General features: G+C 61.2%; 10 protein-coding genes. 8 read left to right on the forward strand and 2 right to left on the reverse strand.

What is annotated here, in order from left to right; genetic code table 11:
* Positions 1–33 precede the first annotated feature (33 nt).
* Complete coding sequence (locus ACIA48_RS02110; protein WP_396727154.1) at positions 34–969, forward strand: restriction endonuclease; 936 nt, start codon at positions 34–36, stop codon at positions 967–969.
* 484 nt (positions 970–1453) lie between these two features.
* On the forward strand, positions 1454–2317 hold the full coding sequence (locus ACIA48_RS02115) for a phytanoyl-CoA dioxygenase family protein (RefSeq protein WP_396727156.1): 864 nt from the start codon (positions 1454–1456) through the stop codon (positions 2315–2317).
* Positions 2318–2656: 339 nt separating this feature from the next.
* Here the strand turns inward: ACIA48_RS02115 and ACIA48_RS02120 are convergent, their stop codons facing one another.
* Entirely contained in the window at positions 2657–3346 is a 690-nt protein-coding gene (locus tag ACIA48_RS02120; protein ID WP_396727158.1) for a transporter, read from the reverse strand.
* Between the two features lie 258 nt (positions 3347–3604).
* Here ACIA48_RS02120 and ACIA48_RS02125 point away from each other — a divergent pair, with 258 nt between their 5' ends.
* From ACIA48_RS02125 to ACIA48_RS02150, 6 genes are all read left to right on the forward strand, one after another.
* Positions 3605–5116, forward strand: a complete 1512-nt coding sequence (locus ACIA48_RS02125; protein ID WP_396727160.1) for a flavin-containing monooxygenase — start codon at positions 3605–3607, stop codon at positions 5114–5116.
* A complete protein-coding gene (locus ACIA48_RS02130) occupies positions 5109–6026 on the forward strand; it encodes an alpha/beta fold hydrolase (RefSeq protein WP_396727162.1) in 918 nt (305 codons plus the stop codon). The genes ACIA48_RS02125 and ACIA48_RS02130 overlap by 8 nt, the downstream gene beginning before the upstream one ends.
* A gap of 71 nt (positions 6027–6097) precedes the next feature.
* Positions 6098–7333, forward strand: coding sequence for a PucR family transcriptional regulator (locus tag ACIA48_RS02135; protein WP_396727164.1), 1236 nt, complete (start codon positions 6098–6100; stop codon positions 7331–7333).
* 1054 nt (positions 7334–8387) lie between these two features.
* Entirely contained in the window at positions 8388–8684 is a 297-nt protein-coding gene (locus ACIA48_RS02140) for a hypothetical protein (protein WP_396727166.1), read from the forward strand.
* Between the two features lie 604 nt (positions 8685–9288).
* Positions 9289–9756, forward strand: a complete 468-nt coding sequence (locus ACIA48_RS02145) for a hypothetical protein (protein ID WP_396727168.1) — start codon at positions 9289–9291, stop codon at positions 9754–9756.
* A gap of 155 nt (positions 9757–9911) precedes the next feature.
* Positions 9912–11264: an NAD(P)/FAD-dependent oxidoreductase gene (locus ACIA48_RS02150; protein ID WP_396727170.1), complete on the forward strand. Its 1353-nt coding sequence runs from the start codon at positions 9912–9914 to the stop codon at positions 11262–11264.
* Between the two features lie 254 nt (positions 11265–11518).
* On the opposite strand, the gene ACIA48_RS02155 is transcribed toward ACIA48_RS02150, so the two are convergent.
* Positions 11519–12124 carry a dihydrofolate reductase family protein gene (locus ACIA48_RS02155; protein ID WP_396727172.1) on the reverse strand — a complete coding sequence of 202 codons (606 nt, stop codon included), beginning with the start codon at positions 12122–12124 and terminating at the stop codon, positions 11519–11521.
* Positions 12125–12205: the final 81 nt, after the last annotated feature.

The raw sequence follows: 12205 nt of genomic DNA on the forward strand, positions 1-12205 counted from the left end.
GCGCTTGCCTTCTCAAGTGGGACCATTGTGTTTATGAAGCGATTGCGGGTGGACGCGTACCAGGCGCTTCGCGATGCACTGCCCGCGTTGCACTGGAATAAGCTGGCGCTCGAGTCCTTCCTTCGCGACGCGCTCCGCGAACGTCCAGAACTGCTGGCAGGCCTTGATTTCAGCGGCCCAACCAAGCGAGAAACGGCGGACGCCCTTGTCAGTCGCCTCGCTGCCGATGAGGACACCTATCACAACACGACGCTTAACCTGATGCTGGACGTGGCAGCGATGAATAGGTTTCCGAATATCGAGCGAATAAAAGACGCAGAGGACCGAGCCCTTCGCCTGCAGCAGGCTAACGAAGTGGTGGGCCGCCTCCGTGTGCTGATGGCTTCCTATCGCGAACGAACAGAGGCAAGCGCACGAATCAACGCAGCAAAAGAAGCTGAGGCAGCGAAACAAGCCGGCATGATGCAATTTTCGGATGACCTCGCGGGCCTTCAATCGCGTTATCTTGAGATGCACGGCGCGATCAACCCACATCAGCGAGGGCGGGACTTCGAACGTCTGCTGTCTGACCTGTTCCTGCTGTTCGATATGGAACCTCGACTTAGTTATAACCTTCCTTATGAACAGATCGACGGCTCACTGAGTTTCGATACCGACGACTACATCGTCGAAGCCCGCTGGCGCAAAGAGAAGGCCGAGCCCGAGGACCTCGACAAGCTGAAAAGCAAGGTGGAACGCAAGAGCCGCAACACACTTGGCATATTCATAAGCGTTGAGGGGTTCACCGCTGGAGCCCTGGCTTTGTACTCGACCGGGAGCCCGTTCGTCGTGTTCACCGGAGACGACATCTACTTGGTTCTCGACGGCAGCATTCGCCTGGACGACTTGCTCCGCGCTAAGAAGCGACATGTTAACGACACCGGTGACTGCCACCTTTCGGCCCGGGCACTGGTGAACGAGGTCGCGTAGACGCACGGTCACCGCGTCAACCGCCGGTTCACAGATGCCGAGCTAGCCGCACCGGAGCGACTTCACCAGCCATCCAGATCGGCCTACAGGCACTGATAATGTCTGTGATCTGGACTTTTGCAACCAAGATTAACAAGCTCCTGCGACACGCCCGAGTCTTGTCAAAGTAGCCAGGCGTGTCCTGTCAATCTTCGTTGCATCTCTACAGCTGCGGTGGGGGTGGTTACCGGTGCGATGCTCTGTAGCCCGGTGATCCCACCGGTACCCCGCAGTACTGCGCCGGCAATCTGACCGCGTTCCGGCGCCATCGGTCGTGTTCTCAAAGCGGCATGTCCACTAGGAGCGGGTATGCCGTCTACCCGGGTAGTGCAGTGTGCACCGCTAGCACCGAAATCTGCGACGGGATGCTGTAGTCCCGTGGGCCGAGGTTCGCCCATTGTGGAGTCCCGGATCACACCGACCACAGCAAGGAAGTGTCGCCGCCATGTCTGCAACTGCCACCGCGAAACTACGCACGATCGCCAGTAAGGCTCCGATCGACGAGATTCTGTCGATCGTCCGCGAGGATGGCGGCGTCATCATTGAGCGACTTCTCACGCCGGATCAAGTCGCACGATTCGACGCCGAGATCGACCCGGCCCTGCGGGAGCTGAATCCCGGTTCCAAGCACGACAACGAAATCGTCGCGGAATTTCACGGCCGGAACACCAAGCGCCTCACCAACTTGGTCACCCGAAGCGAGACGTTCCGCCGCGATGTTATTGATCACGACCTCGTTCATGCACTGGCCGACGGGGTGTTTCTCGAAGAATCGGGAACCTACTGGATGACGACGGCTCAGGTGATCGAGATCGGTCCGGGTAACGCCGCCCAGGTGCTTCACCGCGACCTAGAGAACTGGTTTCCGTTCGTCGGAATGGGGCCCGCAGGACCCGAGGTGACCGTCAACTTCCTGATCGCCCTGACCGACTTCACCGAGGAAAACGGCGCCACCCGAGTGATCCCGGGTAGCCACAAGTGGGATGACTTCGAGGACCGCGGCACGCCTGAGCAGACCGTTCCGGCCGAGATGAACGCTGGCGACGCGCTGTTCTTCAGCGGCAAGACCGCCCACGGTGGCGGCGCGAACCGCACCTCCGACGAGTACCGCCGTGCCGTCAGCTTCGCACTCAACCCGGGTTTCTTGGTAGGCGAGGAGGCCTACCCGTTTCTCGTCGACCGCGAACTTGCACGATCGCTCCCGCCCCGCGTTCAGAGCCTCATCGGATTCCGCTCGCAGTACCCGACCGGCTCTCCGGGACTTTGGCAGGTCGACTACAGCGAGCTCGCGGACTACCTCGATCTCTGACCGACGAGTACAACTCAGAGAAGGGCGCCCAAACCCCGTCGAATGTGTTGAACATCGCGGGCTGTGGGCGCCTTCTTCGTCGCCGCGCGCGCAACGTCGTCGGGCAGCTGCGTACGTGCTGGCGCTACTAGCGGCGACGACTCTGCTGGCCGGTGCAGGCAGCACTTGCAGCACGTCCGCTGGTCTCAATGTTCGTCGGGATGCACGCGATGCGGATCATCCACGGCACGAACGAAGTTCACAGAACTCCCTGCCGAAAAAGCGTGCGAGACCGTCAGAAGCCGGACGACTTGTCGCCGAGCCACCCGCTTGATGTGCTGTAGTCGACGTCGTCGATACTCAAGGCATTGCACTCGTTTTCTGGGTCCGCTGCGAATCCGCCGCCCGGTTGTAGGCATGTAGCACGCGGTATGCGAAGAAGTAGATGAACCCCTGTGTGCCCCATGTCGCCAGCGCCGCGGTGTAGAAGAACGTACGGTTCTCGTCGTCGAAGGGAAAAGGAAAGAAGTCATAGGTGATCGCGATGGTCGTTGCCGCGATAGTGACCAAACCGGTCCAGATGGCTACCCGTTTGGCGCCGATCTCCCAGAGCCTCTTGGTGAAGTAGGCCAGGAACAGCGCAGTGAGCAGGTTGACCACGACGTAGAACGTTGCCGGCACGACGTGGAGCGTCTCGTCGTGAAATTGACGCAGGTAAAGCCCACCCGCGATGGCGAGCCCGAACACCCCAACGTCAACGGCCGCGGTTGGTTTGTACCGATGGGTGACAGCCGCCAGACCCATGACGAGGATGAGCGTGATGCCGATCGACCGTGAGAACGCGTCGAAGAAGTACGCCAGGTCGTACAGGACGCTGTCCTCTCCGCCGCCGAGCAATGCCCATAGCAGGAAGTTGCTGCCCGAGGTCGCGACAACCATCCACTCGAGACCGAGCAGGTAGTTGCCGTAGCTGCGGATGAACTTCGATCCGTAGTAGAAGCCGACGAATATCATCCAGATATCGGCCATCAGAAAGAAGACGTCCTTCATTGCCCTGGCTCCCTTGTTATTTCAGGCCGCGGCTCAAACGCCGCGCCGGCTCGATCTACCTTCAACAGCCATAGCTTCGGTCACAACGGCTTTACGCACCTGCACTGGACAAAACGAGTGCATCGTGCACCCTTTCGGACCGTGACGGTGCACCCTGCACCTGGTCCCGCCGAAGCGGGTGCGCGGTGTTGTTGTGTCCCGAGGGGCTCGCTGGTGAAAGTGGAATCACCACGATGGGAACTATGAGGAGTTGGCAGCATGACAGCTGAAGTGTTGAGCGCGTCTGAGGAATTCGACGTCGTCATCATCGGAGCGGGAATCTCGGGGATTGGTGCGGCAACGTATTTCAGCCGCGAGCTCCCACACAAGTCCCTCATCGTGCTGGAGAGCCGCGACAACATCGGCGGCACGTGGGATCTCTTCCGCTACCCGGGCATCCGCTCCGACTCCGACCTGCACACCTTCGGTTACGAGTTCAAGCCGTGGCGTCACGAGTCGGCGATCGCTGACGCACACCTGATCCGGGAGTACCTCCAGGAAACGGTTGACGAGAACAGCCTGGCGCGTCTCATCAAGTTCCGGCACCGGGTCGTGCGCTCGGAATGGTCATCCGAGAGTTCGAAGTGGACCCTCAGCGTTGAAACAACTGACCCGGCAACGGGTTCGACCGTCACAAAGACATTCCGCACCGGATGGGTGTTCGCGGCCACCGGCTACTACCGGTACGACGAGGGTTTCTCGCCGGAGTTTGCCGGCCGCGACGACTTCGAAGGCCTGGTGGTGCATCCCCAGCACTGGCCGGAGAAGCTCGACTACCGCGGCAAGAAGATCGTCATCATCGGCAGTGGCGCGACTGCGGTCACGATGGTGCCGGCGATGTTGACTGGCGCTGGAGCGGCCCAACACGTGACGATGCTGCAGCGCACTCCGACCTACATCATGCCGATTCCCCGTGTCGACCGTCTCGCCGTTGCACTCACGAAACTCCTCGGCGCCAAGCGCGGATACGCCGTGACGCGGTTCAAGAACATTTGGATCGAACGCGGGATCGTCAAGGGGCTTCGGATGTTCCCGCGCGCCGGGCGAAGGCTGATCCGCCGCGAGAACATCAAGCGACTCCCAAAGGGTTTCGACGTCGACAAGCACTTCAACCCGCCCTACAACCCATGGGACCAGCGGCTGTGCGCTGCGCCCGACGGTGACTTCTTCGACGCGATCTGCTCCGGCAACGCGTCCGTCGTCACTGATTCGATCGCGAGATTCAGCAACCGCGGAATTGTGCTGAAGTCGGGCGAGAAACTCGACGCCGACATCATCGTGACCGCGACCGGACTGAACATGCGGCTCTTCGACGGAATGCCGATCGTGGTGGACGGGCGCGAGATCGACATCACTCAGTCGTACGCGTATCGCGGGATGCTCCTGAGTGGAATCCCGAACTGGGCGATGGCCATTGGCTACACGACATCATCCTGGACTCTCAAGGTGAGTCTGATGTGCCGGTACTTCATCGACCTGGTCAAGCACATGGATGTCCACGGGTACGACCGCGCCGTCCCGGTTGCGATTCCGGGAATGGAGCCCAGACCAGTGATGGATCTCCAATCCGGCTACGCCAAGCGTGGCGCGAAGGTATTGCCCAAGCAGGGACCGACAGCGCCGTGGCGGATGGCGATGTCTTACCAGGAAGACGCAAAGGCCTTGCACGGTCCAGTTGCCGACGAGCACCTCGAGTTCGGCGTCAGCGAGCAGGTGCACGCCAATGTCTGACTCAGACCAGTACGCAACCCTCTCATCCGGAGTTACGATCTGCTTCCGCCAGTCGGGAGATAAGGCCGATCCCGCCATCCTGCTCATCGCGGGACTCGGGGAGGACCTCGCCTTCTGGACCGATACGTTCGTCGGATCGCTTGTCGGCCAGGGTTTTCGGGTCATCCGCATGGATAACCGGGATGTCGGCCAATCCACGTTCGCGACTACTCCGGCACCCCCGCTGTGGCGCCAGGTGATCGCGCGCCCCCGCAGCGACGCCTACTCGCTCGCGGACATGGCCTCCGAATGTGTCGGCGTACTCGACCATCTCGGGATTGGGCAGGTTCACCTCGTCGGACGATCTATGGGCGGAATGATCGCGCAGACGATCGCCGCGACCGAACCCGAGCGAGTGCTGTCCCTGACATCCATCTTCTCGACCACCGGCGCGCGCAATGTCGGCCAGCCCGCGCTGTCGACGATGCGACTGCTCCTCGCTTCGCCGGCCAAAACCAGAACTGCAGCCGTGCGCAACCACCTGCAGATCACGCGGCACATCGCCGGAACGGCGTACCCTATCGACGACGCCGAGGAAGCCGCCATCGCAGCGCGTGGTTGGGATCGCTGCGCCGGGGACCCCGCCGCCGGGGTTGCACGCCAGATTCAGGCGATCCAGATCTCCGGTGATCGCAGTGCCCAGCTGAGCAAGATCACAGCTCCCACCTTGGTCATCAATGGTGATCGGGACCTGATGGTGAACCCCAGCGGTGGCACCGCAACTGCCAAGACGATCCGCTCGGCACAACACGTGGTCATCCCCGGCATGGGCCATCATATTCCGCAGGCTCTGGTCGATCCGATCACCCAATACATCTCGCAACACGCGGATCGCGTGGGCGAAGGAGGAAATCATGTCGAAATCGCCTAGCGACTCCATGCCGAAGAAAGCGCCTACGTGTAACGGTTTCCGCCTTCGCAGGATCAGGGGACACTGTCGACATGGAGGAACTGTGGCCTCTGCCGACCCTCGAGGTCGCTGAGGCGATCCGGTCAGTGAGCCAACGACTCTTGACGGACACGGACACCTTGACCGACACCATCGCGGGGGCCGCCCTCATGGCGCAGTACGACCCTGCCCTGCTTCCGGATGCATCGCTCGTAGAGGAGGACCGCCACCTCAACCGCTCCGATCTTGTTCAGTGGCTCACGTCGAACATCCAGCAACCGGGACGAAGGGTCGAGCCCTACATCGGCCCGAGGATAACGGAGTACATCCGTGATCTCGTATCCCGCGGCATCGCACCGGATTTCGCGGGCGGATGGCGCGAGGCACTCGGGGTCGGATGGCGTCGATGGCTCGAAGAATGCGTGGTGCACTGCACCAACCCCGACCTCCTTGTAGAGGTTCTCGACGTGTCGGCGAAGTCGATGGTGCAGTACGCCCTCGACTCGGTTTCGGCTTTGCGCGAGGCCAGCCTTGAGGCCGCGATGGGTGACGCAAATGCCGACGCGATTGCGCTGATACAGCTGATTACCAGTGGGGCCCCTGTCAACGAGGACCTCGCGGAAGGCCGGTTGAGGTACCGGTTGGCCCGCTCGCACGTCGGCCTCGTCCTGTGGACCGACGATCCTGAGCGAACCGGCACATTGGACCCGGTGGTCGCGGCGGTGCGTTCCGCCGCGACGAGGGGAAGCGCCCTCGTAGCTCGTGCAAGTGCCACCTCACGTTGGATCTGGCTATCCGGGGCCGAAACACCTGACCTCCATCACGTCGAGAAGCTCGTGGCCAAGGCGGAGGATGTTCGAGCAGCCGTCGGAAGGCCGGGACGAGGACTCGACGGCTTCAGGTCCAGTCACCAAGACGCCCTCGCGGCCCAAGCCATGATCATTCGGCTCGGATCCGACCGACGCTTCACGGCGTACGCAGACGTCGAGCTCATCGACAGCCTCACGAAGGACCGCGCCAGCGCACAAAGGTTCGTCACTAGGACTCTGGGTCCGTTGGCCGAAGCAGACGAAGCGTTGCGGCAGGCGCTCCTGACCTACGTGCAGAGCGGCTTCAACACCACTCGGGCGGCGGCCAATCTCTACGCACACCGAAACACTGTCGAGCGCCGGGTCTCGCGCGCCAATGAACTCTCTGCGGTCAAGGTGGAAGACAACCCCACACACGTCGCCGCAGCGCTACTGGTGCTCGAAATTGCGCCCGATATCACGGCGACCACGCCCAGCTGAATGCAGGCGACGGGGCATCAGAATGCTGACAGGCTTTCGGCGACCAAGCGGTCCGGCTGAAAACACCAAGAGCACTGAGCTGGCGTTTGCAACGATGATTCGCAAGCGTCCCCGGCACACCGAAGTTTTGAGAAAATGCCCAGGCGAGTCCTGTCAATCTTCGCTGCATCTCGACAGTTGGCGTAGGGGTGTGACCATGGCAGCAGTCGATTACTCAAAGACTCTGCCGGGAGGTGCGCGAATCTTACGTGCTGACAACGGTTCCGAGGTCTTGCTGCGCGATCTCGAAGAACGCGGCGAACTGCCGATGGTATAGAGATTTGATGAGCGAATGCGTTTGGCGTGGCAGCCTGGATCGGCTGTTGCTCAGGCTGTTTGAGTTAGCGCGGAAAGTAGCGACGAAACAGGCCTAAGCGAGCGGCGGGATATGTTCGGAGTACAACGACCTGAAGTTTGGTCAGAGATCAGCCTCAAAGGACAGGGGGCGCATGGCTCCCTTATGCCGACTGGCGACCATTTACCTAAGACAGGGAGCGAGAGTCGGATGGATGTCCTGCCGAAGCCTGAGCAAGCGGTGACCAAGTCAAGGGCGGCCTGAACTGCACTTTTGCAACGGAGATCAACAGGCTCTCACGACACGCCGATGTCCAGTCAGAGTAGGCAGGCGTTGAAGCTGGTGCTGATCGAAAAGCCCGGCGCCGAAGAACATCTCAACCACCTCGGCATGGAGGCATTCTGCTGATGTCATCGCCCAGGCGTTATCAAAACAATCAAGAAGGCGGTCGCCGAGGCAACGTCGACGACGTTCAGAGCGAACCGAACTCGTGTGGTGGACATGGTGGCGCCATTTCATGTCATTGATTGACGCCTGTTCTGACGCGCGCCTGACCGCCCGGACGCACCGACTCTGGACGGGTACGACTGCGCATCCGAAGGGGGCTGACCAGTCAATTTCACGATCGGCGAACATTCTTCGAACCGCGCGTCGCCAAGGTTGGTCCGTCAATGACTCGCCGGAACACGCCGACGAGCAACCAACCAAAAGAGAGCCATCATGAAGAAACACACTCTGCTCAAACGAGCGACCGCTGCGGCACTTTTGTCGGCGGCCCTCGCGACACCGGCAGTCATCGAATTCACCGCAGCTACAGCGAGCGCCAAGCCGATGGAGCACACCGTGGGCGGCAATTGCGGTGCGAGTGGTGGCAAGTGGGAGTCCTTCTGGGCTGCCGGCAGCTACGTCGGCGGCACCTGCACCTACAACAACACGGCGCGCTTCCATTTCGACACACACGGCATCAACTACATGGAAGAGCGCAGGATCAAGGGCAAGTGGGTCGTGGTCGAGTAGGGACATAACGCACTCTGGTCACTGGGCACTCTCAGGATCATCGAGAGCCTGCCGAGCCAGCACCCCCGGCAGGGTCTCGGTGTCCAAAGACTATGCAGGGGCCCGCGCCGTGCAGCGAGAATTTACAGACTCCCGCGACACGACGAGAACTGTCAAAGTAGCCCGGCGTGTCCGGTCAATCTTCGTTGCATCTCTACAGAGAACAACATCGGCGCCATGGTGGGGGCATCAACAAACTCCCAATGCGCGTCACTGCGAGAAGTCGGGTGAATCCGGTGATACTTCCCGCCGGATGCGAAAGCTTAGACTTCACCCGGTGAGGCAGTGCGTTGAGCCGGCGGTTACTTCATGCCCTCTGTCCCCTCACTTCGGAACCCTCTGACTTAATGCTGACGCCGCCGCAATCATGCGAGCAGACCCCGTCGGGCAGTTGCAGCTCCGACAATTGACGTAGTCGACTACTCAGCCGTGGCGCGTTCCACCGTGCGACGCTTCTTAGGTTCCATGAAATTGCGCGGAGAAAGTCTCCGCTGGCAGCGACGGAGGAGCCAGCGCGACGGCGTAGAGGTGCGCCCGCTGATGGCGAACAAACCGGAGGAGTGGCATGGCCGAGTTGTTCTTTGATTGGCGCTTCTGCGGCAAGTGCTTTGGGTTGTTTTGGGACGCCGAGCAAGGTAAGGGCCACTGTACCGAGGGTGGCGGCCATGAGGCTGTTGGCCTGAACTTCTTCTTACAAGACGCTCAACTACTTGGCGACTACGTGACGGTAGGGCCTTCGGGGAGCGTTGTAGCGCAGGACAACTGGCGGATCTGCTCCGACTGCCGCGGGCTGTATTACGACGGCTTCGACGACAACGGAAGTTGCCCTGCTGGGGGTGGTCATGCGTCGGGTTCGCCGAACTACGGATTGTGGGTGTTGTGGCCACCAACAGGTAGCTCATATCAATCGGAATGGCGCTGGTGTCGCCACTGTTACGCAATGTTCTTCGGAGGCTTCGAGAAACAGGGCAGCTGTCCGACCGGAGGTGCGCATGACAAATCAGAGAGCTTCAACTACGCGCTCGAACACTGAACTGTCTGTGTCGCCATCGACTGATTTCGGCTGGTAGCAGATTTGACGGGAACGACCCCTACGGTGGACAGTCGCGAGTACTGGTGCAGGCCTTAGCTGACGGGGGTTCGGTCATGCCAATGCTGGGTCATCACGCTGTTGTGCTAGGTGCCAGCATGGGAGGCCTGCTAGCGGCGAGCGTGCTCGCCAACCACTTTCAGACGGTCACTATCGTCGACCGCGACGACTTGCCCGACCAGCCCACTAATCGGCGTGGCGTCCCCCAAGGCCGACACGTCCACGCCCTGCTCGGCGGGGGAGCGCAGGCGCTGAATTCGTTCTTACCTGGGATTCTGCAGGAATTGCGCAGCGGCGGTGCTGTAGTCCTCGACGACGGGGATCTGTCCCGGTGCTACTCGGCGTTTGGCGGCCACGTCATGCCGCGCGTCGGCCAAGGAAAGAATTTCGATCCTGCACGCGACAGCTCGTACCAGGCCAGTCGCCCGTTCCTGGAATTTCATGTCCGGCGCCGTCTGGCGATGATGCCCAACGTCACCATCAAAGGCGGCCTCGACGTAGCTGAGTTGATCGCAACAGAGGATCGTCGACGAGTCACGGGAGTGCGGGTCGCTGAGCGGGGCAGTGGCATCGAACGCGACATGGCGGCCGATGTGATCATGGACGCCACCGGCCGTGCCGCGCGCACCCCGGTCTTCTTAGAAAGCCTCGGGTACGAGCGACCCCCCGAAGATCGCATCGTCGTCCGCACGACCTATGCGAGCCAAGCACTGCGAATTCCCGCGGCCACGATCCGAGAGCTGATCACCGTGATCAGCCCGGTTCCCGACCGGCCCAGAGGGATGTTCCTGGCTGCCTATGAGCACGACATGTGGATCTTCACAGTGTTCGGCATGACTGGACAGGAACCACCAGGCGAGCTCGCGGGGATGCTGGCCTTCGCGCAGGATTATGCGCCCGCACACGTGGGTACGGCGATATCAGCTGGAGAACCGGTCGGTGAAGTGGTTCGGCACAGAATTCCGCACAGCCAGTGGCGGCGTTATGACAAGCTGCGAAGGTTCCCGGAAGGCCTCCTGGTCTGTGGCGATGCGATTTGCAGCCTGAACCCCATCTATGGCCAGGGTATGTCCGTGGCAGCGATGGACGCGGTAGCTCTGAGGGACTGCCTTCGGCGCGGTTCGGCCGATCTCGCGCGACGGTACTTCCGAGCAACGGCGAAATCGATTGGTACAGCGTGGTCTTTAGGTAGTGGTTCGGATCTGAGATTCCCCGAGGTACAAGGCCGACGTACGCCCTTGACCCGGCTGACCAACTGGTACGGCGATTGGATGATCGCTGCCTGCGCTAAAGATACGACAGTCCTCACCCAGTTCTTCAGAGTCTCGAATCTCATCGATCCGCCGACTCGGCTTGTGAGCCCTTCCTTCGTGTTTCGAACCGCACGCGCCAACGCGACTCGCAGCGGCCACGCCCAATTGCAGATCTCAGAGGTAAAGCGCGACAACTAAACTCTGAGAGCAAGGTCCGAGCGTCCCGAATTCGTTCGCAGTGGAGAGACACGGGCACGGCCGTGTCGCTAGACGCCTGCGGAGGCCATTGAACTGGAACTTTGCAACGAGGATCGACAAGCTCCCGCGACGCGACACGTGCTCGCGATTATTCCATTTCCTCGAAAGGTGCTGCGTAGCACTAACTTTAGTGCAAGAGGGATTGCACGCCGACGCCTACGGGTGAGGTCCGGTGGCCTTCTGAGGAGGCGACATCATGCAGGTGCGCCGAGCGGCGGGTGCTCGAGCACGCGCGGCTTGTACTCGACCAGCTGGATGCTGTTGTCGAATGTGCGGTGCTCGATCATCTCCAGGGCGACGTCCGGATAGCCGTCGTAGATGCGCTCTTCGCCCGTGGCCCCTGTGATCACCGGAAACATCACGACCCGGAAGCGGTCGACGAGTCCGGCCCGTAGCAGGGACCGGCACAGGCTGAGGCTGCCGATCGTGCTGAGCAGTCCCGAGCCGCTCGACTTCATGGCGCGGACCGCCTCGACGGCGTCGTCGCGGACAAGCGTGCAATTGGCCCACGTCAGTGGTTCCTCCAGTGACGAGGAGAACACCACCTTGGACGCTTGAGTGAGCTCATCGACGGACTCCTCCTCTTCCGGCCTGAACTCGTCTTGGCCGCTCGGGACCTGGCCGGCGGCGAACCCCGACATCAGGCGGTAGGTATTCGCTCCCATCAGGTAGGTCACCTCGGGCTGCTCGCCGAGCCACCCGAGGTACTCCGGGCCTTCGAGTCCCCAGAACCCGGGCCAGCCCTCTCCCGACGCGTAGCCGTCGAGGGAGGTGATGAAATCGACGAGAAGCTCCGACATGACGGTGTCCTTTCCACGAGTGTCACTAACTTGGACCGGACGGGTACCTCAAACTCATCGGCAGCGTTGGAGGATGGTTGC

Origin of the sequence: Mycobacterium sp. NPDC051804, assembly GCF_044452905.1 — a bacterium.
In the GTDB taxonomy this organism is placed as follows: domain Bacteria; phylum Actinomycetota; class Actinomycetes; order Mycobacteriales; family Mycobacteriaceae; genus Mycobacterium.

What these genes read in the sequence shown, in the direction of transcription:
- ACIA48_RS02110 (WP_396727154.1), top strand. Translation starts at nt 34, where the DNA reads ATGAAGCGATTGCGGGTGGACGCGTACCAGGCGCTTCGCGATGCACTG.
- ACIA48_RS02115 (WP_396727156.1), top strand. Translation starts at nt 1,454, where the DNA reads ATGTCTGCAACTGCCACCGCGAAACTACGCACGATCGCCAGTAAGGCT.
- ACIA48_RS02120 (WP_396727158.1), bottom strand. Translation starts at nt 3,346, where the DNA reads ATGAAGGACGTCTTCTTTCTGATGGCCGATATCTGGATGATATTCGTC.
- ACIA48_RS02125 (WP_396727160.1), top strand. Translation starts at nt 3,605, where the DNA reads ATGACAGCTGAAGTGTTGAGCGCGTCTGAGGAATTCGACGTCGTCATC.
- ACIA48_RS02130 (WP_396727162.1), top strand. Translation starts at nt 5,109, where the DNA reads ATGTCTGACTCAGACCAGTACGCAACCCTCTCATCCGGAGTTACGATC.
- ACIA48_RS02135 (WP_396727164.1), top strand. Translation starts at nt 6,098, where the DNA reads ATGGAGGAACTGTGGCCTCTGCCGACCCTCGAGGTCGCTGAGGCGATC.
- ACIA48_RS02140 (WP_396727166.1), top strand. Translation starts at nt 8,388, where the DNA reads ATGAAGAAACACACTCTGCTCAAACGAGCGACCGCTGCGGCACTTTTG.
- ACIA48_RS02145 (WP_396727168.1), top strand. Translation starts at nt 9,289, where the DNA reads ATGGCCGAGTTGTTCTTTGATTGGCGCTTCTGCGGCAAGTGCTTTGGG.
- ACIA48_RS02150 (WP_396727170.1), top strand. Translation starts at nt 9,912, where the DNA reads ATGGGAGGCCTGCTAGCGGCGAGCGTGCTCGCCAACCACTTTCAGACG.
- ACIA48_RS02155 (WP_396727172.1), bottom strand. Translation starts at nt 12,124, where the DNA reads ATGTCGGAGCTTCTCGTCGATTTCATCACCTCCCTCGACGGCTACGCG.